We start from the raw sequence: 21,484 nt of genomic DNA, 5'->3' as shown, positions 1-21,484 counted from the left end.
CCTCCACAATGGCAGAGCGGGCCGCCTCCGGGTCAGATGACGCCCTGGGCGAGCATCGCGTGCGCGACCCGCTCGAAACCGGCGGCGTTCGCGCCCACGACGTAGTCGCCCGGCCGCCCGTAGCGTTCGGCGGCCGAGAAGGCGGCGTCATGCACGCCCTTCATGATGGCGTGCAGCTTGGCCTCGCTGTCGGCGAAGCTCCAGCGCTGGCGCGCGGCGTTCTGGCTCATCTCGAGCGCCGAGGTCGCCACTCCGCCCGCGTTGGCGGCCTTACCCGGGGCGAACAGCACCCCCGCCTGCTGCAGTGCGCTGATCGCGCCGGGAGTCGTCGGCATGTTCGCGCCCTCGACGACGACCCGCACGCCGTTGCCGATGAGGGTGCGGGCGTCGAGCTCGTCGAGTTCGTTCTGGGTGGCGGCGGGGATCGCGACGTCGACGGCGACCTCCCAGGGCCTGGCGCCCTCGACGAAGCGCGCGCCAGGGCGGTGGGCGACATACGCTGAGATGCGTTCGCGCTCGACCTCTTTGAGACGGCGCAGCAGCGCCAGGTCGATGCCCGCGTCGTCGACGACATAGCCCGACGAATCGGATGCCGTCACCGGCGTCGCGCCGAGCTGGTAGGCCTTGTCGATCGCGTAGATCGCGACGTTGCCAGACCCCGAGACGCCGACGCGCGTGCCGCTGAGCGAACGGCCGTGGACGGCGAGCATCTCCTGAGCGAAGTACACGGCTCCGTAGCCGGTGGCCTCGGTGCGCACCTCCGCGCCGCCCCACTGCACGCCCTTGCCGGTGAACATGCCCGACTCGTGACGGTTGGTGATCTTGCGGTAGGTGCCGAAGAGGTACCCGATCTCACGGGCGCCGACGCCGATGTCGCCGGCGGGCACGTCGGTGTGCTCGCCGAGGTGACGCCACAGCTCGCTCATGAACGACTGGCAGAAGCGCATGATCTCGCGGTCGCTGCGCCCGTGCGGATCGAAATCGCTGCCGCCTTTGGCGCCCCCGATGCCCTGGCCGGTGAGCGCGTTCTTGAAGATCTGCTCGAACCCGAGGAACTTCACGATCGAGAGGTTCACCGACGGGTGGAAGCGCAGCCCTCCCTTGTACGGGCCGAGCACCGACGAGAACTGCACGCGGAAGCCGCGGTTGACCTGCAGCGTGCCCTCGTCGTCGACCCACGGCACGCGGAACATGATCTGCCGCTCGGGCTCGACCATGCGCTCGAGGATGCCGCCCTCCTCGAACTGCGGATGCGCCTCGAGCACCGGGGAGATCGAGTGGAGCACCTCGTGGACCGCCTGCTGGAACTCCGGCTCGTGCGGATTGCGGGTGACGACCGAGTCGAAGACGGTCGAGACGGAAGCGGGCAGGGCGACGAGGGTGTCGGGCATGGGGGTGGAGCTCTCTGGGGGGACGCGACGCGTCGGATAGAACGTCCTCACTCTAGCCAGGTCGCGGAGGGGGATTACGCTGACAGCGAGGAGGAACAGTGCGGTTCGAACATCTCGGGGCGAGCCCCCGCATCCACCCGGACGCCGTCGTCGCATCGACGGCCGTCATCAGCGGCGATGTCGAGATCGGGGCGGGATGCCAGATCCTGCACGGTGCCGTGATCACCGCCGAGGGGTCGCCGATCCGCATCGGCGCGCACGTGATCGTCATGGAGAACGCGCTCATCCGCGCGAGCGCCGTGCACCCCGTGCACATCGGCGACCACGTGCTGGTGGGCCCCATGGCTTCGATCTCGGGCGCCGAGATCGAAGACGAGGTGTATCTGGCCACCGGCAGTCGCGTCGTCAACGGCGCGCGGGTGGGCCGGGGGAGCCTCGTGCGCACCAACGCCGTCGTGCATCTGCGCACGACGCTTCCCGAGGGCACCGTCGTGCCCCTCGGTTGGGTCGCGATCGGCGACCCGGTGCAGCTGCTGCCCGCCGCCGAGGCCGAGGCGATCGGCGCCGCCCGCGAAGAGCTCGACTTTCCCGGGTACGTGTTTGGGCTCGACCGCTCGGCGCCCGACTACATGGTGCAGCTCACCGAGCGCTACGGCTCTGCCCTCGGCCGGCACCGCGCCGACCGCCCCGCCGACTGACAGCACGCCCCGTGTCCCGCGACTTGGCACTTCCGGTCGCCTCGGGGCGGGTTCGAGCGGCAACAGGTGCCAGGTCGCGGGGTGGGATGCGGGTCAGCCCGTGTTCTGCAGACCGGCGGCGACGCCCGACACCGACAGGAGCAGCAGGCGCTGCACGTCGGGATCGGCGGGGGCCGTCTCCGGCGCATCGCGCAGCGATCGGAGTGCGCGCAGCTGCAGTAGCGAGAGGGCGTCGACGTACGGGCTGCGCATCTTGACGGCGCGCTGGAGCACCGGCTTGTTGCCGAGCAGCTCCGTGCCGCCGGTGAGGCGGATCACCCACGAGCGGGTGAGCTCCATCTCCTCCATCACGAGCTCGGCGAGGTCGGCGCGGTCGCCGAGGTCGAGGTAGCGCCGCGCGATGCGCGCATCGGCCTTGGCGAGGCTCATCGCGACGTTGTCGATGAGGGTGTGCAGCAGCGGCCAATCGTCGTAGGCGGCCCGGAGCCGCTCTTCGTCGCCGACGCTCTCGAGCGCCGTTCCCAGGCCGAACCACCCGGCCAGGTTGATGCGGGCCTGCGTCCACGCGAACACCCAGGGGATCGCCCGAAGATCCTCCAGCGACTCGACCGACAGGCCGCGGCGGGCGGGCCGCGAGCCCAGGGCGAGCAGCCCGATCTCTTCCATGGGGGTCACCCGGGCGAACCACGGTGCGAAGCCCGGTGCCTTGACGAGATCGAAGAAGCGCTGCCGTGACGTGCGGTCCATCACCTCGGCGATGTCGGCGTACCGCTCGGCGGCGGCTCGGTTGCGGCGCTCGATGGTGGGCGATGAGGCCAGCAGCACCGCCGCGGCGACCTGGTCGATGTGGCGCATGGCGATGGCCGGGTCGCCGTAGCGGGCGAAGATGACCTCTCCCTGCTCGGTGAGCTTGAACCGACCGTCGACCGAGTGCGGCGGCTGGGCGAGCACCGCCGAGTTGGCGGGGCCGCCGCCGCGGCCGAGCGCACCGCCGCGGCCGTGGAAGAGCGTCAGCTCGATGCCCTCCTCCTGGGCCCAGGCCGCGATCCTCGCCTGGGCCTCGTACAGCGCGAGGTTGGCGGCGACGGGACCGACGTCCTTCGACGAGTCGGAGTAGCCGAGCATGACCTCCAGGCGCCGCCCGGTGGCCTCGAGCCGTTCCGCGAACGCGGGGTGCCCGATGACCTCGGCGAGGATCTGCGGCGCGGCCTGCAGGTCGGCGAAGGTCTCGAACAGCGGGATGACGTCGAGCACGGGCGGCGTTGCGTCGGGGCCGACCGCGTGGCGGGCGAGCAGATGCACGGCGTCGAGGTCGGCCGCGGACTGCGTGAAGGAGACGATGTAACGACCGGCCGCACGCGGGCCGTGGGCCTCCTGAAGGTGCGCGATCGTGCGGAACACCTCGAGCACCTCCTCGGTCAGCTCGGTGCGCGCCGTGCCGGCCTCCAGCTCGGCGAGCACGCGCGCGTGCACGGCGGAATGCTGACGCACCTCGAGCTCGGTGAGGTGGAACCCGTAGGTCTCGACCTGCCAGACCAGCTGCTGCAGGTGGCCGTAGGCCTGCCGCCCGGCGCCCGCGGCCGCCAGCGACTGCTGCACCGTGCGCAGGTGCGCCAGCAGCTCCTCGGGGTCCGTGTACGCGTGCTCGCTGTCGCCCGCGCGCGTCGAGGCGATGCGGGCGCCGATCAGCAGCAGCGCGGCGCGGTGCGGCTCGTTGGGGGAGCGCTGGGCGGCAGCGGTGCCGGCGCCGGGGTCTGCCGCCGCCAGGTCGTCGAGCAGAGCCGTCAGTTCGGGCGAGGCGGGAGTGCTCTCGCCGTCGACGGTGAGGGTGCGCCCGATGCGCGCCGCGGTGTTCTCGAGACCTCGCAGCACGTGCTCGCTCGCGATCGCGGCCGCGGTGCGGGTCACCGACGCCGTGACGAACGGGTTGCCGTCGCGATCGCCGCCGACCCACGAGCCGATCCGCACGAACGGCTTTACGACGGGTTCGCGGCTGCCCGCAGCGGGACCCTGCAGTGCGTCGTCGACACGCCGATAGACGTGCGGCACGGCCGTGTAGAGCGTCTCGTCGAAGACCGCCATCACCGAGCGCACCTCGTCGACCGGCGTCGGCTTCTCTGGCCGCAGCGGCGCCGTGCGCCACAGGGTGTCGATCTCCTCCAGCATCCGCCGCTCGGCCCGACGCTGGTCGGCGCCGCCCTGCAGCGACGCCTCGTGCTCGCCCAGCAGCGCGGCCAAACGACGGATGCTGGACGACACCGCGCGCCGGCGCGCTTCGGTCGGGTGGGCGGTGAACACGGGGTGGAACCGCAGCCCCTGCAGGCGCTGCAGCGCCGTCTCGTCGCCGACCTCGGCCGACAGGCGCACGAAGGCGGCGGCGACCGAGTCGGTCGCATCCTCGCGGTCGGGGCGTCCGTCGCGCTCGCGCAGCACGCGCACGCGCTGCTGCTCCTCGGCGAGGTTGACGAGGTGGAAGTAGCACGTGAAGGCGCGGGCGACCTCGGCGGAGCGCTCGATCGTGAACCCGTCGGCGATGGCGGCGGCCCGCTCGAACGCCTCCGGCGTCTCGTCGGTGTAGGCCTGGATGGTTGCCGCCCGCAGCCGCTCGACGTCGTCGTACAGCCCCGCGGAGCCGCTCTCGCGCAGCACACGGCCGAGGAGGGCCCCCAGCATCCGCACGTCTTTGCGCATGCGGGCCGGGATCTCCTGACCTGCTTCGAAGCGGCCGACGAGGTCGATGGCCTCGGTCTGGGTGAGTTCGCGCATCCCTCCACGCTACCGGCGCGCTGTTACGTGCTCGTGACGGACTACGATGCCGGGAGGTGTGCCGGGAAGTCTGGTCGGCGTCCGCTCACCGACCCTGGAAGGCCGCTCTGCATGAGACTGCTCCGCTCCGACCGTTTTCCCGCCGTGCTGCTGCTGGCGGCAGCGACCCTCGGCCTGATCGTGGCGAACTCGCCCGTCGGGCAGGCTGTCATCGATCTGTCGCACGTGCACGTCGGCATCGCGCCGCTCGACCTGTCGATCGCCCACTGGGTCTCCGACGGGCTGCTGGCGATCTTCTTCTTCTCGGTGTCGGTCGAGCTGCAGTTCGAGCTCACACGGGGTGAACTGCGCTCCCCGAAGCGCGCCGCCCTGCCGGCGATCGCTGCTGCGGGGGGAGTGCTGGTGCCGATCGCGGTGTATCTCGCCGTCGCCGCTCCTGCCGGACTCGCGCAGGGGTGGCCGGTGCCCACCGCGACCGACATCGCCTTCGCCCTCGGCGTGCTCGCGGTGTTCGGTCGCGGCCTGCCCTCCGGGGTGCGCGTGTTCCTGCTGGCCCTCGCGATCCTCGACGACATCGTGGGGATCGTGTTCATCGCGGTGCTCTTCGCCACCGACCTCGACGGCGTCATGCTGCTGCTGGCCCTGCTCGCCGCGGCGGGCTTCGCGATCGTGAGCCGGGTGATGGGCGAGCGGGTGCGACCGTGGATGGTGGTCGCGCTCATCGTGCTCGGTGTGGCGACGTGGGTGCTCGTCTATCTCTCCGGCGTGCACGCCACGATCGCCGGCGTCGTGCTGGGGCTCGCGATGGCGCAGAGCCCCGCCCTGATCGCCCGCCACACCCTCGAGCCGTGGATCAACGGCGTCGTGCTGCCGCTGTTCGCCTTCCTCGCCGCGCTCGTGGTCATCCCCGCCGCCGGCACCGGACTCTCGCCGGTGTTCTGGGGCATCGCGGTGGCCCTGCCGATCGGCAAGCTCGTCGGCATCGCCGGCGCCGGGTGGATCGGGCAGCGCCTCCTCGGCGGACCGCGCATCGCGTTCGGCGACCTGGCCGCTGCGGGGGCGCTCGGCGGCATCGGGTTCACCGTCTCGCTGCTGCTGGCGGGGCTCGCCTTCGCCTCCGACGCCGGCCTTCGCGACCAGGCGATCCTCGGCGTGCTCGCCGGCTCGCTCGTCGCCCTCGTCGCGGCAGCCGTGCTGGTGTCGCTGAGGGCACGGCATCATCGGAGCATGGAGATCGACGCATGAGCCAGGCGCCCGACCCGCGCGAGACGACCGCCGACGCCCTGCGCGCCGCCGCCGAGACGATGCACGCCGTGCGCGACCACTGCGTCTGGACCCAGCAGATCACGCACCGCGACCTCGTGCCCTACCTCGTCGAAGAGAGCGCAGAGCTCATCGACGCCGTCGAAGAGGGGTCGCGCGCCGACCTCCGGGAAGAGCTCGGCGACCTGCTGTGGCAGGTGCTGTTCCACGCCGAGATCGCCTCGCGCGACCCCGACGACCCCTTCGACATCGACGACGTCGCCGCGGGTCTCACCGACAAGATGGTGCGCCGGCATCCGCACGTGTTCGCCGGTGAGACGGCCGAGACGCCCGCCGAGGTGCTCGTGCACTGGAACGCGGCGAAGGCGCTCGAGAAGCACGAGCGCACGAGCGTGCTCGACGGTGTGAGCGAGCGGATGCCGTCGCTCGCCCTCGCCCACAAGCTGCTGTCGAAGGCCGCCCAGGTCGGGCTCGAGCCCGCCGCCACCGCGAGACTGCAATCGCCGGACGAGGATGCGGGGGCCGCCCGCGGTCTCGGCGGGCAGATGCAGTCTCGCGGATCGGAGGTCGCCGAGCCGGCCAGCGAGTCAGAGCTCGGTGACGCCCTGCTCGAGCTCGTCGCGACGGCCCGCGCCCAGGGGTGGGACGCCGAGCGGGCCCTGCGTGAGCGGCTCCGCGCCCTGCGCGACAGCATCCGCTCGGCCGAACAGGGACAATAGAGCCGTGCCCACCGTGAACCCGCCGCGCGGCATGCGCGACTTCCTGCCCGCAGACAAGGCCCGCCGAGAGCGCGTGCTCGCCGTCATCCGCGAGCGCTATCGCGCGCACGGCTTCGACGAGATCGAGACCCCGGTCGTCGAGGACTACGAACGCCTGCACGCCGGCATCGGCGGCGACAACGAGAAGCTCGCCTTCAACCTGCTGCGGCGCGGGCTCGACGCCGACGCGATCCGCGCCGCGGCCGACGACCCGGCGGCCCTCAGCGACCTCGGTCTGCGCTACGACCTCACGGTGCCGCTCGCGCGCTTCTACGCGAGTCACCGCTCCGAGCTGCCGGCCGTCTTCCGCGCCGTGCAGATCGCGCCGGTCTGGCGCGCCGAGCGCCCGCAGAAGGGCCGCTACCGCCAGTTCGTGCAGTGCGACATCGACATCATCGGCGACGGCTCGTCGCGTGCAGAGGCCGAGCTCATCACGGCGACCCTCGACACCCTCGACGCCCTCGGGCTCGACGGCGCGACCGTGCGCATCAACGACCGCAGGGCACTCGACTGGATGCTGGCGAGCTTCGGCTTCTCGGATGACGAGAAGCCGGGCGTGCTCATCACGATCGACAAGCTCGACAAGATCGGCGCAGAGGGGGTGGTCGCCGAGCTCGCGGAGCGCGGGGCCACGGCATCCGCCGTCGATGCGTTCGGCGCGTTCCTCCGCCGTCCGCAGACCCTCGAGTACCGACCGTACGGCGAGGGGCAGATCCGCAAGGCGCTGCCGGAGGGGGCGCCCGACGACGTCGTGGCGCACCTGGTCGCGCTCGGCGAGGCGGTCGCAGCCGCGCGGCCCGGCGGCGAGGCCGGGGGAGTGCCCCTCGTCTTCGACCCCTTCCTCGTGCGCGGCATGGGCTACTACACCGGCACGATCTACGAGATCGCGCACCCGAGCGTGCCGTATTCGCTCGGCGGCGGCGGCCGGTACGACGGCATGATCGGGCGGTTCCTCGGGCAGGAGGTGCCGGCGGTCGGCTTCTCGATCGGCTTCGAGCGGCTCGTCGACCTCGTGGCGGCGGCGGAGCCGGATGCCGCGCCCGCCGTCGTGCTCGTGCACGACCGCGACCTGCCGCTCGGCGAACTGCTCGCGCTGAAGTCGGCCGTCGTCGCCGGCGGCGCCCGCGTGCGGCTTGAGCAGCGTCCGAAGAACCTCAAGGGGCTGCTCGAGCGCGCCGCCGCCGACGGCTACACGTCGTTCGCGACGGTCTCGGCCGGGGCTGTGGCCGACGGCCTGGAGTTCAAGCCGCTGAGCTGATGCCGGCTTCAGTCACGCGCTTCTTCTCGCGCACGTAGACCTCTCGGCGCACCCGGGCGACCACGTCGCCTGCGGCATCGACGATGTCTGTCTCGAACCACTCGAGCACCTTCGCGCCGCCGCGCGCCCGCTCGCGCAGCTCGTCGGCCTTCTCCCGCGGCACCGCGAAGTGCGCGCGCAGCACACCTCGGCCGGGCTTGACGAACTCGATCTCGCCCCGCGTGTCCCACACGACGTGGTCGCGGCCGAGCTGGTGCATCACGAGCATGAAGAAGTACGGGTCGGTCATCGCCGACATCGACCCGCCGAACGCGGTCTTGACGTAGTTGCGAGTGAAGACGTTGACGTGCAGCTCGACGTCGGCGGTGGTCCAGTCGTCGGCGAACCGCCGCACGCGGATGCCGCTGAACAGGTTCGGGATCCACAGGCTCATGCCGATGGCGAGGCGTCGGGGCGTGATGCGCATGCGCGAGAGTGTGCCCGATGCGACGGATGCTGCGCACTTCGCTCGTGCGATCCCTACAACTGTTCTAGTTGTTATAGAATAGACGCATGCTCTTGAGAGTCGATCCGAACAGCGACGTGCCGCTGTTCGCCCAGATCTCGGCATCGGTGCGCGCCGACGCCGCAGCCGGACGGCTGCGTGCGGGTGACCGGCTTCCGGCCGCCCGCGAGGTCGCCGACGGCCTCGGCGTCAACCTGCACACGGTGCTGCGCGCCTATCAGGAGCTGCGAGACGAGGGCCTTGTCGACATGCGGCGGGGGCGCGGGGCCGTCGTGACCGATGCCGCGGCCCCGCTCGCCGCGCTGCGCGACGACGTGGCCGCACTCGTCCGCAAGGCCCGCGAGGCCGGGCTCTCGCCCGAAGCCCTCGCCTCACTCGTGAAGGAGACCTCCCATGACCGCTGAGCGCCCACCGCTCGCCGTCCGCCGTTTCGTGCTCGTCGCGATCGCACTGCCGATCGTGCTCACCGTCGCGGCCGTCATCGTGCAGCTCATCGCGCTGCCGCTGGTGCCGTCGCCGATCGCGATCCACTGGGGCGTCAGCGGCGCCCCCGACGCGTTCGGGCCGGCGTGGCTGCAGCCGGTGGTGACCGTCGTGATCGGTCTCGGCATCCCGCTCGGAATCGCCCTGACCTCCGTCGCGGGCCTGCGCCGAGGCGACCGGGGCGGCAGCTACCGGCTCATGGGAGCCGTCGCCGCCGGCACCTCGGTGCTCGGGGTGGTGCTGCTCACCTGGATGCTCGTCGTCCAAGTGGGCCTCGACGATGCGGCTTCCGCGGGGTCGATCCTCGTGCCCGGCGTCGTGTCGATCGCACTGGCGGTGCTCGCCGGCGTCGGCGCGTGGTTCCTGCAGCCCAAGGAGCAGCCGCAGCACCGCGGAGCCGCCGTCGACCCGCTGGTCCTCGCGCCGGGGGAGCGTGCCGTGTGGCTCGGCACGGCGGCGCTGTCGCGGGCTGCGTCGATCGCCATCGCCGCCGCGTGCGCCGTGCTCGTGCTCGTGGCGATCGCGATGTGGATCTTCGGCGCACCGCTGGGCGCGGCCGTGCTCATCAGCATCCTCGCCCTGGTCATGGTCGCGCTGGCGGCGACGACGGTCGTCTTCCACGTGCGGGTGGATGCCGATGGCCTCACCGTCACCTCGATCGCGGGTCTGCCGCGGTTCCGCGTGGGGCTCTCCGACATCGTCGAGGTCGGCGTCTCGCAGGTGAACCCGATGGGCGAGTTCGGCGGCTGGGGCCTGCGCTCGGCGCCGGGCCGCTTCGGCATCGTGCTGCGCACCGGCGAGGCGATCGAAGTGACCCGCCGCAGCGGCAGGCGCTTCGTCGTGACCGTCGATGACGCGGCAACCGGCGCCGCGCTGCTGTCTGCCCTCGCCGAGCGCGCGGGGAGCCTGCGTTGAGCGCCCCGCGCCCCGGTGTGGATGTGCGGGCGGTGGCGGTGTTCTCGCTCACGGCCATGGCGCTCGCCTGGCTGGCTGCGCTCCCGCTGTGGCTCGACGGCGGACTGGCGAACCCGTGGGCCGTCGTGCTGCTGCCGGCGATGATGTTCACGCCGACGCTGGCGACCCTGCTGGTGGTCCTCGCGATGCGCGTTCCCGCCACGGATCGACGGCGGTGGTTGGGCATCTGGCCGCTGCGGCCGACGGGCCGCTTAGTCGCGATGATGGCGATCGCCCTCGTGGCGCCGATCCTGATCGTCGCGGCGGTGGCACTGCTCGCCGGTGCTCTGGGGATCGTGCGGCTTGACCTCGTCGGCTTCTCGGGTTTCGCCCAGACCCTCGCTGCCGCGGTGCCGGCCGGCACGCCGCTCCCGCCCGTCGAGGTGCTCGTGGGGCTGCAGCTGCTTCTGGTCCCGGTGGGGGCCGTCGTCAACCTCATCCCGGCCGCAGGCGAAGAGATCGGGTGGCGCGGGTGGCTGCTGCCGGCGCTGCGGCCGCTCGGGGTGTGGCCGGCACTGCTGATCACGGGTGCGATCTGGGGGCTGTGGCACGCGCCGGTCATCCTGCTCGGCTACAACTTCGCGCGCCCCGACGTGTGGGGGCTGCTGCTCATGGTGGGCGGCTGCGTCGCGTGGGGAGTGCTGCTGGGATGGATGCGGCTGCGCAGTGCCTCGGTGTGGCCCGCCGCGCTCGCACACGGCTCGCTGAACGCCGTGGGCGGTCTGATCGTGTTGCTGGCCGCAGCCGGCGAGCAGCCCGATCTGGCCGTCGTCGGCCCGCTCGGCGTGCTGTCGTGGGCGGTGCTGGGTGTCGTGGTCGCGGTGCTGGCGCTGTGCGGGCAGTTCCGCCCGAGCGTTCTCGCTCCTGCCCCGTTGCAGTCCCGAGGGCGGTAGCGGTTGGGTGGGGGGATGAGTGAACCCGATCCGCTGCCCACGCCCGAGGGGTGGCTCGCCGTCGACGCCTACCTCACAGAGACGCTCGTCGGGCACGACCCGGCCCTCGAGGCCGCCGTGCGCGACCAGGACGCGGCCGATCTGCCGGCGATCGAGGTGGCGCCGCTGAACGGAAAATTCCTGCACCTGCTCGCCAGGATCTCGGGGGCGAGAAGAGTGCTCGAGATCGGCACGCTCGGCGCCTACTCGACCATCTGGCTGGCCCGCGGCATCCCCGCCGACGGCCGAGTCGTCACGATCGAGGCCGAGCCGCGCATCGCCGCGATCGCGAGGGCGAACCTCGAGCGCGCGGAGGTGGCCGACAAGGTCGAGGTCGTGGAGGGGATCGCTGCCGACGTGCTGCCGACCCTCGCCGGCTCGGCGCCGTTCGACCTCGTCTTCATCGACGCCGACAAGGAGTCGAACACGCTCTACCTCGACTGGGCGGCCCGTCTCGGTCGGCCGGGCACCGTGGTCGTCGTCGACAACATCGGCCGTGCAGGGCGGGTGGCCGCTCCCGCGGACCCTGGATCGCAGATCGACGGCGTGCGCCGCGGACTCGAGATGCTCGGCGCCGATCCGCGGTTCGATGCGACGGCCCTGCAGACCCTCGACCTCAAGGGATGGGACGGGGTGGCACTGGCCGTCGTGGTGTGAGAACTCCCGGTCGGCGGACCCTGTGGCGACGGCATCCATCTCACTAGACTCGAAACCGGACCGACGACGCTCCGCGATCCACCCACAACACGAGGAGTCCCCAGTGGCACTTATCGAGGCAGTAGGCGCGCGCGAAATCCTGGATTCGCGCGGCAATCCGACCGTCGAGGTGGAGGTGCTGCTCGACGACGGGATCGTCCAGCGCGCGGCCGTCCCCTCCGGCGCATCCACGGGCGCATTCGAGGCGTACGAGCTGCGCGACGGCGACAAGAGCCGCTACGGCGGCAAGGGCGTCCTGAAGGCCGTCGCCGCCGTCATCGACGAGCTCGGCCCCGCGATCGAGGGCGTAGAGGCCAGCGAGCAGCGCCTTGTCGACGAGATCCTGATCGCCACCGACGGCACCGAGAACAAGTCGCGCACGGGCGCGAACGCCATCCTCGGCGTCTCGCTCGCGGTCGCCAAGGCGGCCGCCGACAGCGCCGACCTTCCGCTGTTCCGCTACATCGGCGGCCCCAACGCGCACGTGCTGCCCGTTCCGCTGTTCAACGTCATCAACGGCGGCGAGCACGCCGACAACGGCATCGACTTCCAGGAGTACTTCCTGGCGCCCTACGGCGCCGAGAGCTTCTCCGAGGCGCTGCGGTGGGGCACCGAGGTGTACCACGTGCTCAAGGGCGAACTGAAGGCAGCCGGTTACAACACGGGCCTCGGCGACGAGGGCGGCTTCGCTCCCGACCTGCCCAGCAACCGCGACGGCCTCGACTTCCTCGTCAAGGCCATCGAGAAGGCAGGGTTCACCCCCGGACGCGACATCGGGGTGGGCCTCGACGTCGCCGCATCCGAGTTCTACAACGACGGCGTGTACACCGTCGAGGGCAAGAGCTGGTCGGCCACCGAGCTGATCTCGTACTTCGACCAGCTCGTCAAGGACTTCCCGATCGTCACGATCGAAGACGCCCTCGACGAGGACGACTGGGACAACTGGAAGGCCTTCACCGACGACCTCGGCAAGAAGGTGCAGCTCGTCGGCGACGACCTGTTCGTGACCAACCCGGCGCGCCTGCAGAAGGGCATCGACCTCGGCGTCGGCAACTCGCTGCTGGTCAAGGTCAACCAGATCGGCTCGCTCACCGAGACGCTCGACGCCGTCGAGCTCGCCCACCGCTCGGGTTACACCACGATGTTCTCGCACCGTTCGGGTGAGACCGAAGACACCACGATCGCCGATCTGGTCGTCGCGGTGAACTCGGGTCAGATCAAGAGCGGCGCGCCCGCTCGCAGCGAGCGCGTCGCGAAATACAATCAGCTTCTGCGCATCGAAGAGGAACTCGGCGACGCGGCGGAGTTCATCGGCCGCAAGGCCTTCCCGCGCTACAAGGGCTGACGCATGACGAGAGGGGGAGCCGTGAGCGATACGACGGCTCCCCCTTCCCGTGCCCGCCGGCAGGCTCCTCGCCGCGTCGACGTGCGCGGCTGGCTCGGCGGCATCCGTCTCTCGGGCTTCACGGTGATCATGCTGGGCCTGGTCGTGCTGGCCGCCTTCGTGCTGGTGCCCACCGTCGGCACCTACGTCGATCAGCGTCAGCAGGTCGCCGCCCTCCAGCAGCAGGTCGTTCTCGCTCAAGACGAGGTCGCGGCGCTCGAAGAGCAGCGTGAGCGCTGGCGCGACCCCGCCTACATCACGACGCAGGCGCGCGAGCGGCTCTACTACGTCAAGCCCGGCGAAGTCGTCTTCCTCGTCGACGACGACCTGCCCGAGTCCGCGACTCCGCAGGAGGAGGCGCCGGTCAGCGCCGAGGTCGAGGCGACCCGCACCGACTGGATGTCGCAGCTGGTGCGCTCGGTGACCGAGGCCGGTCTCGCCCAGTCGGTGGCCGCTGACCAGGGCTGACAGCCGGTTCGCGGCCGGCGCCCGGTACCCTGGCGAGGTGAGCACCCCGCCGTATCCGCCCGTGACCGACGAGGACCTCGCGGCCCTCCGCGAGCAGCTCGGACGCCCCGCCAGGGGAGTGGTGGGGATCGCCGCCCGCTGCGTGTGCGGCAATCCGACTGTCGCCGCCACGGCGCCGCGGCTTCCCGACGGCACGCCGTTCCCCACCTTCTACTACCTGACGCATCCGGGGGCGACCGCCGCGATGTCGACGCTCGAAGCCACGCAGGTGATGCGGATGCTGACCGACGAGCTCGCCGACGACGAAGAGCTCGCTGCGGCCTATGCGGCCGCCCACGTGGCCTACCTGCACGACCGCGAGCCCTACGGGCACGTGTCCGAGATCGACGGGATCTCGGCCGGCGGGATGCCGACGCGGGTCAAGTGCCTGCACGCCCTCGCCGCACACGCGCTCGCGGCCGGCCCCGGCGTGAACCCGATCGGCGATCGCGCGCTCGCGCTGTCGGACTGGTCGCCCGATCGCTGCGTCTGCGCCCACCCCGGCGGGGGCGCATGATCGCTCGGGCCGGCGCCGCTGTCGCGGCACTGCTGGCGGCGTTCCTGCTCACCGGCGCAGCCGTGCCGGTGCCGGACGTCGCCGATCCCGATGTCGAGGTGGAGGCGACACCCGAACCCGATCCGGTGCGCTCCGCGCAGTACTGGCTCGACGACTACGGCATCTCCGACGCGTGGAAGACCAGCCGCGGCGCCGGCGTGCGCATCGCCATCATCGACACCGGCATCGGCAGGGGCCCGGTCGAGTTCCAGGGTGCCGTCGTCGACGGCACCGATGTCTCGGGCGTCGGCGCCGACGACGGCCGCACGCCGGTCGGTGCCGTCGACGGCGACCACGGCAGCTGGGTCGCCTCGCTGGCGGCGGCTCGAGGCACGGGTGAGGACACCGGCATGATCGGCGTCGCGCCGGAGGCGCAGCTTCTCTCGATCTCGGTCGGGTTCGGCGCATCGGCCACTGTGCCGTTCTCGGAGCAGATCGCCGACGCGATGTACTGGGCCGTCGACCACGGCGCCGACGTCATCAACCTGTCCCTCACCACCAACATGCCCGACTGGGATCAGAGCTGGGACGACGCGTTCCTGTACGCGTTCGACCACGATGTCGTGGTCGTCGTGGCAGCGGGCAACCGCGGCAGCGGCACGTCGAGGGTGGGCGCCCCTGCCACGATCCCCGGTGTTCTCACCGTCGCGGGCGTCGACCGCGACGGTGAGGCGAGTGTCGAAGCATCCACTCAGGGCATCACGATCGGCGTCGCAGCCCCCAGCGAGCAGTTGCTCGGGGTGTCGGCCGACGGAGACCTCGTCGAGTGGAGCGGCACGAGCGGCGCCGCGCCGATCGTCGCCGGCATCGCCGCCCTCGTGCGCTCGGCCCACCCCGAGCTCGATGCGGCCAACGTCATCAACCGCATCATCCGCACGGCCGATCCGGCCGAAGACGCCACAGCGGTGCCCGATCCGATCTACGGCTACGGACTCGTGGATGCCGCTGCCGCCGTCGAGGCCGACGTGCCGTCGGTCACGGCGAACCCGATGGGGAGCCTGAAGGACTGGATCCGGCTGTACCGTCGGGCCGACGCCACCCCGGCGCCCACGCCGACCTCGACGCCGATCGCCCTCGATCCGCTGCCGCCCGCGGACGTGCCGACGCGCGCGACCTCGCCCCTGCTGCCGTCGCGCGAGACCCTTCTCTACGGGTCGGTGCCGCTGATGGGGTTCACGGTGGGCGGTATACTGATCGGGCTCGGCGTCACCGCTGCTGTCCGACGCATCCGATTGGCGCGCGCATCCCGCACGCCGAGCCGTTGATCCGCGAGGAGTCCCACCCATCGTGTCCAGCACCGTCACCGCTGTGCCCAAGATCCTCATCGTCGGTGGAGGCTACGCCGGCTTCTACACGGCATGGAAGCTCGAGAAGCACCTGCGCAAGGGTGAGGCCGAGGTCACGATCGTCGACCCGCTGCCCTACATGACCTACCAGCCCTTCCTGCCCGAGGTCGCCGCGGGTGAGATCGAGGCTCGCCACGTCATCGTGGGCCTTCGTCGCCACCTCAAGCACACCAACGTCGTCACCGCCAAGGTCACCGGCATCGATCACGCCACCAAGACCGCGACGATCACGCCGGCCGACGGCGAGCCGTGGCAGCAGAGCTACGACCAGATCGTCGTGACCGCGGGCGCCGTCTCGCGCACCTTCCCGATCCCCGGCATCGCCGACAATGCGATCGGGCTCAAGACCATCGAAGAGGCCGTCGCGATCCGTGACCGCATCCTGACCAACTTCGACCGCGCGGCCAACCTGCCTCCGGGCCCCGAGCGCGACCGGCTGCTGACCGTCGTGGTCGTCGGCGGCGGTTTCGCCGGCATCGAGGTGTTCGCCGAGACCCGCGCGCTCGCATCGTCGCTGCTGAAGGACTACCCGCAGCTGCGCTTCGAAGACACCCACTTCCACCTCGTCGAGGCGATGGGCCGCATCATGCCCGAGGTGTCGCTGAAGACGAGCGAGTGGGTGCTCAAGAGCCTCGCGACCCGTGGTGCCAACGTGCACCTCGACACCCAGCTCACGGGCGCCATCGACGGCAACGTCGAACTGTCCACGGGCGAGACGATCCCCACCGACCTGATCATCTGGACGGCCGGCGTCATGGCCAACCCCACGGTGGTGCGCGGCAGCGACCTGCCCGCCGAGGAGCGCGGCCGCATCCGCACCCGCGCCGACCTGCGCGTCGGCACGCCAGAAGAGGCCGTCGAGGGCGCATGGGCGGCCGGCGACGTCGCGGCGGTGCCCGACCTCACCGGCGGCGGTGTGGGCGGCTACTGCGTGCCCAACGCACAGCACGCGGTTCGGCAGGCGAAGCTTCTGGCGAAGAACATCGTCGCGGTGCTGCGCGGCGAGGCCCCGCACGAGTACGTGCACAAGAACCTCGGTGCCGTCGCGGGTCTCGGTCTGTACAGCGGTGTCTTCCAGTCCGGCAAGTTCGCCCTCAAGGGCTTCCTCGCGTGGTGCGCGCACCGCGGCTACCACGGCCTGGCGATGCCGTCGTGGGAGCGCAAGTGGCGCGTGATCGGCGACTGGTGGCACAACTTCTGGCTGCACCGCGACAACGTGTCGCTGCAGACCGTGCAGAACCCTCGCTACGTGTTCGAGGAGTTCGCCGCGCGCCCGCGTCCGGCCGCTCCCGCTGCCCCTGCCGCGGCGCCCGCTGCTGCGGCCATCGATCCCAAGTCGGTCGAAGCCGAGAAGGCCGGCAAGACGCCGGCCAAGAAGGCGCCCGCGAAGGCGAAGGCCGCAGCATCCAAGACGGAAGAGAAGGCGGATGCTTCTGCCTGACGCATCGTCATGATCGAACCCCCGCCGCGGCACGCCCGCGCGGGGGTTCGCTCGTTCCGGCGGGCTAGCCTGGTGTCAGGGCCCCCGTAGCCCAATCGGCAGAGGCAGGCGACTTAAAATCGCTTCAGTCTGGGTTCGAGTCCCAGCGGGGGTACGTTCGGATCGCTCGGTGACTCGATCGATGCCTGCTCAGCGCTGAGGCGACGGACCCCAGGGCGAGGGGACGTCGGCGTAGGCGGAGGGGCCCTCGTTCTCGTAGCGGTCCAAGAGCGCCCACAGCTCGGCCGGGGAAAGATCCGGAATGGCGGCCCAGTAGTCGTACATCGAGTACGCACTCCGCGTCAGCGCATCTCGGCGGCGGGTATAGCGAGCCTCCGCGATGCGCAGCGAGATCAGCCAGGCGCCCACGGCACAGACCACCACGAGGAGCAGGGCGACGAACACCGGCCAGATGAGCCGCATCGACGCCGGCAGCACGCTGTCGCGGCCCAGGGCCGCGGGCACCGTGATCATGAGGGCGAGTGCGGCCGCCGCCGATCCCGCGAGGATGCCGAGCGCCGTGCCCGCCGTCGCGATCGCGCGCCGCGATCGCCTGGCAGCGCGCATCGCAGGTTCAGATCCTGGCCGCACGAGGCGATACGCGTCGACGATCATTCCTGCATCGTCGCACGCGACTCCTGAACGGGCCAATCACGTGCGCCACCCGCCTCACCGTGGCTGGCGTCGCGGCTCTCGCGCGAGGTGGCCGTTCTGGATGCGCTGGACTCCTCCGAACTGGCCGGCGCACACAGCAGCGAACAGCAGCGCCCCGCCTGCCCACAGCACGAGCTCCCATCCTGGGGCGCCGATGACGAGCGCGCGGACCGCGAGCGCCGCGAAGAACGTCGTCGCCAAGGCGGCCAGTGCCGAGGTCGTCACGCGCAGGAAGAGGTCCGGTGAGAATGAGAGGAAGCGCACGGCGAACCAGTCGCCTCCGGTCGGCCGGCGTCGACCACTCCGGTAGGGCAGTCCCGCCCAGTAGCCGGCGGCGCGCGCGAGGCGCCGGCCGGAGCGGTGAAGGCTGAGCAGGAGCCAGATCGACGGGATGCCGAGCGCGAGCGCGAGCACGAGGACGGCGGCGACGGTGACGGCGGTCATCGGGTCGCCGGGTTCGGTCAAGACCCACGCGGCCATGCTGACGACGACGGTCGCGATGAGCGCGCCGAATGTGCCCAGCAGACCCAGGAGCCATCGCGTCAGCCGACCGTAGTCCTCGCGCGTGCGCGCCGCCGCTGCGTCGGCGTCGACGGGGCGAACATCGCGGTCGGCACCCGCTTCGGCAACGAGCACATCGGGCATCGTCTCGGCGAGGATCATCCGATACACGCGATCTCCCGTCGTTCGTCGGCAGACGGGCTTCGGCGCATGTTCCGTGCTCGAGGCGACGGGGCACGACCGCCGAGAGGCACGCCGCCGGGCAACGCTAGCATGGGTGATCCGCGAGCCGGCCGTCGGCCCGGCCCCGCAACCCGGAATGGAGGAGTACGTGCGCGCACGGGTCAGGATCATCGCCCTGTCGCTGGTCCTGGTGGTCCCCGCGGTCATGACGACGGGCTGCTTCATGGGTCCCCTCCTCGACGGCCGATCGCCGTTCGACGAGCCGTCGAATGCGAGTCGGGCGCAGATCGCCGCGGCGCTGCCGCTGGTTCAGGACGCACTCGATGACGTCGGCGACGTCGATCCCGCGTGGCGCGCCGTGGCCGAGTCGGGGGCTGACAACTGTGAAGGCGCCTGCAATCTCAGGGTGGAGGTCAGTATCGAGCCTGTCGATCCTTCGGCGCTCACCGAGATCGACCGATCCGATCTTCCCGACAACGGATTCCCCCGGTACGAGGTTCCCCGCGCGGTGCTCGAGGCCGCCCTCGTCGCATCGGTCCCCGTCGCCGAACAGCAGCACGTCGATGTCTACGTCGTCCCGGGGCTGGGCGTGCCTGTCGGAGAGATCACGCCGCTGGCCGACCTCTCGGCGTCGGTCGAGGCGCTGTTCGCAGACGACGACGAGGCGACCGCGTTCTCCGTCAGCTTCGGGGAGCACAGCGAGGGCTGGGTGCGAGCGTTCACGCGCACGCACACCGACGTGCTGGCCGCGATGGGACTCGGCTGACATCTCCGCCCCGATGGTCACCCGAGCTGGTCGGCCAGCACCGTCTCGACGAGGGCCTCGGCCTCGCCCGGCGCGTGGACCGCGCGCCGCAGCACGCGCAGCACGAAGGCTCCGATGAGCGCGTCGACGATCATCTCGACCGACGCGGATGCTGCCAGCTCACCTCTCTCGTGCGCCCTGGTGAGCCGCTCCGTGAGCACGCGCGACGTCGGATCGGCCGCGTCCAGTCGGCGCCCCACCACCTCGTCTTCGGCCGCCGCGGCGATCAGAGAGCGCGTCAGCGCGGTCGACTCGGGGTCGGCCGAGAGCCGCAGCAGTTCATCGAGCCATGCGACGAGGTCGACCCGCAGGTCGCCGGTGTCGCCGGGGACGGGCGACGGGGGAGTGAGGATGCCCTCCAGCAGCGCATCGGCGATCAGCGCGCTCTTCGACGGCCACCAGCGGTAGATCGTCGGCTTGCCCACCCCGGCAGCTGCCGCGATGCCCTCGATCGTGAGCTGGTCCCAGCCGCGCTCGGCCAGCTGAGCGGCCGTCGCCTGCAGCACGGCGACACGTGCGACCTCGCTGCGCACCGCCCCACGGCCTCGCCCCGACATGGCGCCGACAGTAGCACTATTCACAAAACGTTCCGTTACGTAATATGAGTCGCGTCATCGATCAAGGAGGATTCATGACCGACCCTGCAGCATCCGCTCTCGAATACGACGTCGTCGTCGTGGGCTCAGGAGCGGCGGCATTCGCCACCGCGCTCGGCGCCGTCGACGAGGGCCTGACCGCGATCATGGTGGAGAGCACCGACCGCTTCGGCGGCAACACCGCGATGTCGGGCGGCGGCCTCTGGCTGCCGAACAATCCGCTCATGCAGCGCGACGGCGCCGGCGACTCGCGCGAGGAGGCCCTTCGCTACCTCGAAGAGACGGTGGGCGAGCCGGGACGCTCGTCGAACCGCGCCCGAAAGGAGGCGTTCGTCGACGGCGTCGCCGACTTCGTGCTCACGACCGAGAAGCACGGGTTCCGCTGGATCCGCGCCGACAAGTACCCCGACTACTATCCGGAGCTCCCCGGCGGCAAGATCGGCCGCTCCATCGAGCTCGCCCCCGTCGACAGCAGGAAGATCGGCCCCTGGCGCAAGAAGTCGCGCGCGCTGCTGCCGTTCCCGATGCTCAACAGCGATATGTATCTGCTCGGCCGTGCCTGGTCGACCTTCTCGGGTTTCTGGCAGGGGGTGCGCCTCGTCTTCCGCACTCTCGGCGGGCTCGTGACGGGCCGCATCCTGGTCGGCATGGGCGCCGCGGTGGCGACGTCGTTCGCGGGGACCGTCGTCGTCGACGGCAAGGTGCCGCTGTGGCTCGATTCGCCGGCGCGCCGCCTCGTCGTCGAGGGCGACCGCGTCGTGGGTGTGGAGGTCGAGCACGAGGGGCGGGCCGTCACGCTGCGCGCCCGCCGCGGCGTCATGCTCGCCGCCGGCGGGTTCGATCAGGACCGGCAGCGACGCAAGCAGCTGCAGGGCGTCGAGGGCAACCCCGCCGGGTCGCCCGGGGCGCTCGGCGGCGGCATCGACATGGCGGTCGAGGTCGGGGCAGACCTCGAGTACATGGAAGATGCCTGGTGGGGCGCGACCGTGCGCCCGGTCGAGGGCGGTCTCAGCTCCTTCATCGTGGGGGAGCGGTCGATGCCGCACTCGCTCCTGGTCGACAAGGACGGGAGCCGGTTCGCCAACGAGTCGGAGTCGTATGTCGACCTCGGTCACCACATGCTGGAGCACGACGGTGCGACCGGGCCCTACTGGATGATCCTCGACGGTCGGTACACGAAGCGCTACTTCCTCACGTTCGCCGTCGACCCCAAGGCCAACAGGGCGATGGTCGCTCAGGGCATCAAGGTCACGGCGCCCACCCTGGCCGAACTCGGCGAGAAGATCGGCGTCGACCGGGAGAAGTTCGCCGCCGAGATCGAGAAGTTCAACGGCTTCGCCCGCACGGGACGCGACCAGGACTTCAACCGCGGCGACTCCGCCTACGACCGCTACTACGGCGACCCCACCGTTCTGCCCAACAACAACCTCGCCCCGATCGAGAACGGCCCGTTCACGGCGTACGAGGTCGTGATCGGCGACCTCGGCACCAAGGGCGGTGTCGTCACCGACGAGCACGCCAGGGCGCTGCGCGCAGACGGCTCCGTGATCGAGGGGCTCTACTCGGCCGGCAACAACTCGGCCGCGGTCATGGGACACACCTACCCGGGCCCCGGCTCCACCATCGGCCCCGCCTGCGTCTTCGGGCTCATCGCCGCGAGGCACATGGCCGGCGCGGGGTCAGAGGCCGCATCGACGGGCGAGGCCGAGGCGGCCGTCGCCCGCAGCTGATCGATCCCCGGGCGGTGCCTCCGGCCCCCGCCGCGCAC

The 21,484-nt window shown here is 71.2% G+C and carries 21 protein-coding genes and 1 tRNA gene; 16 read left to right on the top strand and 6 right to left on the bottom strand.

What is annotated here, in order from left to right; all coding sequences use genetic code 11:
- Nucleotides 1-32: 32 nt before the first annotated feature.
- Complete coding sequence (gene gdhA / locus OAW74_RS07125; protein ID WP_262873606.1) at nt 33-1,391, bottom strand: NADP-specific glutamate dehydrogenase; 1,359 nt, start codon at nt 1,389-1,391, stop codon at nt 33-35.
- A gap of 98 nt (nt 1,392-1,489) precedes the next feature.
- Between gdhA and OAW74_RS07120 the strand changes: the two genes are divergently transcribed.
- Nucleotides 1,490-2,089 carry a gamma carbonic anhydrase family protein gene (locus OAW74_RS07120; protein ID WP_262873605.1) on the top strand — a complete coding sequence of 200 codons (600 nt, stop codon included), beginning with the start codon at nt 1,490-1,492 and terminating at the stop codon, nt 2,087-2,089.
- A gap of 93 nt (nt 2,090-2,182) precedes the next feature.
- Here OAW74_RS07120 and OAW74_RS07115 read toward each other — a convergent pair whose 3' ends face one another.
- Nucleotides 2,183-4,855 carry a phosphoenolpyruvate carboxylase gene (locus tag OAW74_RS07115; protein WP_262873604.1) on the bottom strand — a complete coding sequence of 891 codons (2,673 nt, stop codon included), beginning with the start codon at nt 4,853-4,855 and terminating at the stop codon, nt 2,183-2,185.
- A 111-nt stretch (nt 4,856-4,966) separates the two neighbouring features.
- Between OAW74_RS07115 and OAW74_RS07110 the strand changes: the two genes are divergently transcribed.
- Genes OAW74_RS07110 through hisS form a run of 3 tightly spaced genes read left to right on the top strand, consistent with a single transcriptional unit; the run spans nt 4,967 to nt 8,134 of the window.
- A complete protein-coding gene (locus OAW74_RS07110) occupies nt 4,967-6,100 on the top strand; it encodes a Na+/H+ antiporter NhaA (RefSeq protein WP_262873603.1) in 1,134 nt (377 codons plus the stop codon).
- Nucleotides 6,097-6,837 carry a MazG family protein gene (locus OAW74_RS07105; protein WP_262873602.1) on the top strand — a complete coding sequence of 247 codons (741 nt, stop codon included), beginning with the start codon at nt 6,097-6,099 and terminating at the stop codon, nt 6,835-6,837. The genes OAW74_RS07110 and OAW74_RS07105 overlap by 4 nt, the downstream gene beginning before the upstream one ends.
- Nucleotides 6,838-6,868: 31 nt before the next feature.
- Nucleotides 6,869-8,134, top strand: a complete 1,266-nt coding sequence (hisS, locus tag OAW74_RS07100; RefSeq protein ID WP_262873947.1) for a histidine--tRNA ligase — start codon at nt 6,869-6,871, stop codon at nt 8,132-8,134.
- Here the strand turns inward: hisS and OAW74_RS07095 are convergent.
- Complete coding sequence (locus tag OAW74_RS07095) at nt 8,118-8,600, bottom strand: DUF4442 domain-containing protein (protein ID WP_262873601.1); 483 nt, start codon at nt 8,598-8,600, stop codon at nt 8,118-8,120. The two genes, hisS and OAW74_RS07095, sit on opposite strands and share 17 nt — an antisense overlap.
- Nucleotides 8,601-8,686: 86 nt before the next feature.
- Between OAW74_RS07095 and OAW74_RS07090 the strand changes: the two genes are divergently transcribed.
- From OAW74_RS07090 to OAW74_RS07045, 10 genes are all read left to right on the top strand, one after another.
- A complete protein-coding gene (locus OAW74_RS07090; RefSeq protein WP_262873600.1) occupies nt 8,687-9,043 on the top strand; it encodes a GntR family transcriptional regulator in 357 nt (118 codons plus the stop codon).
- Complete coding sequence (locus OAW74_RS07085) at nt 9,033-10,037, top strand: DUF1648 domain-containing protein (RefSeq protein WP_262873599.1); 1,005 nt, start codon at nt 9,033-9,035, stop codon at nt 10,035-10,037. The genes OAW74_RS07090 and OAW74_RS07085 overlap by 11 nt, the downstream gene beginning before the upstream one ends.
- Nucleotides 10,034-10,969 (top strand): CPBP family intramembrane glutamic endopeptidase, encoded by a 936-nt coding sequence (locus OAW74_RS07080; protein WP_262873598.1) that lies wholly within the window; start codon nt 10,034-10,036, stop codon nt 10,967-10,969. The genes OAW74_RS07085 and OAW74_RS07080 overlap by 4 nt, the downstream gene beginning before the upstream one ends.
- 15 nt (nt 10,970-10,984) lie before the next feature.
- Nucleotides 10,985-11,665: an O-methyltransferase gene (locus OAW74_RS07075; protein ID WP_262873597.1), complete on the top strand. Its 681-nt coding sequence runs from the start codon at nt 10,985-10,987 to the stop codon at nt 11,663-11,665.
- Between the two features lie 103 nt (nt 11,666-11,768).
- Nucleotides 11,769-13,049, top strand: a complete 1,281-nt coding sequence (gene eno, locus OAW74_RS07070) for a phosphopyruvate hydratase (protein WP_262873596.1) — start codon at nt 11,769-11,771, stop codon at nt 13,047-13,049.
- A 21-nt stretch (nt 13,050-13,070) separates the two neighbouring features.
- Entirely contained in the window at nt 13,071-13,556 is a 486-nt protein-coding gene (locus OAW74_RS07065; RefSeq protein ID WP_262873595.1) for an FtsB family cell division protein, read from the top strand.
- 37 nt (nt 13,557-13,593) lie between these two features.
- Nucleotides 13,594-14,112 carry a DUF501 domain-containing protein gene (locus tag OAW74_RS07060; protein WP_262873594.1) on the top strand — a complete coding sequence of 173 codons (519 nt, stop codon included), beginning with the start codon at nt 13,594-13,596 and terminating at the stop codon, nt 14,110-14,112.
- Nucleotides 14,109-15,416 carry a S8 family serine peptidase gene (locus OAW74_RS07055; RefSeq protein WP_262873593.1) on the top strand — a complete coding sequence of 436 codons (1,308 nt, stop codon included), beginning with the start codon at nt 14,109-14,111 and terminating at the stop codon, nt 15,414-15,416. The genes OAW74_RS07060 and OAW74_RS07055 overlap by 4 nt, the downstream gene beginning before the upstream one ends.
- 43 nt (nt 15,417-15,459) lie before the next feature.
- Complete coding sequence (locus OAW74_RS07050; protein ID WP_262873946.1) at nt 15,460-16,938, top strand: NAD(P)/FAD-dependent oxidoreductase; 1,479 nt, start codon at nt 15,460-15,462, stop codon at nt 16,936-16,938.
- Between the two features lie 80 nt (nt 16,939-17,018).
- Nucleotides 17,019-17,092, top strand: a tRNA-Leu gene (locus tag OAW74_RS07045).
- A gap of 35 nt (nt 17,093-17,127) precedes the next feature.
- On the opposite strand, the gene OAW74_RS07040 is transcribed toward OAW74_RS07045, so the two are convergent.
- Nucleotides 17,128-17,592 (bottom strand): hypothetical protein, encoded by a 465-nt coding sequence (locus tag OAW74_RS07040; RefSeq protein WP_262873592.1) that lies wholly within the window; start codon nt 17,590-17,592, stop codon nt 17,128-17,130.
- A 54-nt stretch (nt 17,593-17,646) separates the two neighbouring features.
- Nucleotides 17,647-18,294, bottom strand: a complete 648-nt coding sequence (locus tag OAW74_RS07035; protein ID WP_262873591.1) for a hypothetical protein — start codon at nt 18,292-18,294, stop codon at nt 17,647-17,649.
- A gap of 115 nt (nt 18,295-18,409) precedes the next feature.
- Between OAW74_RS07035 and OAW74_RS07030 the strand changes: the two genes are divergently transcribed.
- Complete coding sequence (locus tag OAW74_RS07030; RefSeq protein ID WP_262873590.1) at nt 18,410-19,081, top strand: hypothetical protein; 672 nt, start codon at nt 18,410-18,412, stop codon at nt 19,079-19,081.
- A 17-nt stretch (nt 19,082-19,098) separates the two neighbouring features.
- On the opposite strand, the gene OAW74_RS07025 is transcribed toward OAW74_RS07030, so the two are convergent.
- A complete protein-coding gene (locus tag OAW74_RS07025) occupies nt 19,099-19,677 on the bottom strand; it encodes a TetR/AcrR family transcriptional regulator (protein ID WP_262873589.1) in 579 nt (192 codons plus the stop codon).
- Between the two features lie 74 nt (nt 19,678-19,751).
- On the opposite strand from OAW74_RS07025, the gene OAW74_RS07020 reads away from it, so the two are divergent.
- The gene (locus tag OAW74_RS07020) at nt 19,752-21,446 is read left to right on the top strand and encodes an FAD-binding protein (RefSeq protein WP_262873588.1); all 1,695 of its coding nucleotides are present in this window, start codon (nt 19,752-19,754) and stop codon (nt 21,444-21,446) included.
- Nucleotides 21,447-21,484 lie beyond the last annotated feature (38 nt).

The sequence above is a fragment of the Microbacterium fluvii genome, assembly GCF_025515205.1.
Lineage (GTDB): Bacteria > Actinomycetota > Actinomycetes > Actinomycetales > Microbacteriaceae > Microbacterium > Microbacterium fluvii.
This window is presented reverse-complemented; position numbering and strand designations above follow the sequence as displayed.

Bases quoted from the DNA above. Each gene is read 5' to 3' on its own strand.
- gdhA (WP_262873606.1), bottom strand. From the start codon at position 1,391: ATGCCCGACACCCTCGTCGCCCTGCCCGCTTCCGTCTCGACCGTCTTC.
- OAW74_RS07115 (WP_262873604.1), bottom strand. From the start codon at position 4,855: ATGCGCGAACTCACCCAGACCGAGGCCATCGACCTCGTCGGCCGCTTC.
- OAW74_RS07110 (WP_262873603.1), top strand. From the start codon at position 4,967: ATGAGACTGCTCCGCTCCGACCGTTTTCCCGCCGTGCTGCTGCTGGCG.
- OAW74_RS07105 (WP_262873602.1), top strand. From the start codon at position 6,097: ATGAGCCAGGCGCCCGACCCGCGCGAGACGACCGCCGACGCCCTGCGC.
- hisS (WP_262873947.1), top strand. From the start codon at position 6,869: ATGCGCGACTTCCTGCCCGCAGACAAGGCCCGCCGAGAGCGCGTGCTC.
- OAW74_RS07095 (WP_262873601.1), bottom strand. From the start codon at position 8,600: ATGCGCATCACGCCCCGACGCCTCGCCATCGGCATGAGCCTGTGGATC.
- OAW74_RS07090 (WP_262873600.1), top strand. From the start codon at position 8,687: ATGCTCTTGAGAGTCGATCCGAACAGCGACGTGCCGCTGTTCGCCCAG.
- OAW74_RS07085 (WP_262873599.1), top strand. From the start codon at position 9,033: ATGACCGCTGAGCGCCCACCGCTCGCCGTCCGCCGTTTCGTGCTCGTC.
- OAW74_RS07075 (WP_262873597.1), top strand. From the start codon at position 10,985: ATGAGTGAACCCGATCCGCTGCCCACGCCCGAGGGGTGGCTCGCCGTC.
- OAW74_RS07055 (WP_262873593.1), top strand. From the start codon at position 14,109: ATGATCGCTCGGGCCGGCGCCGCTGTCGCGGCACTGCTGGCGGCGTTC.
- OAW74_RS07040 (WP_262873592.1), bottom strand. From the start codon at position 17,592: ATGATCGTCGACGCGTATCGCCTCGTGCGGCCAGGATCTGAACCTGCG.
- OAW74_RS07035 (WP_262873591.1), bottom strand. From the start codon at position 18,294: ATGATCCTCGCCGAGACGATGCCCGATGTGCTCGTTGCCGAAGCGGGT.
- OAW74_RS07025 (WP_262873589.1), bottom strand. From the start codon at position 19,677: ATGTCGGGGCGAGGCCGTGGGGCGGTGCGCAGCGAGGTCGCACGTGTC.
- OAW74_RS07020 (WP_262873588.1), top strand. From the start codon at position 19,752: ATGACCGACCCTGCAGCATCCGCTCTCGAATACGACGTCGTCGTCGTG.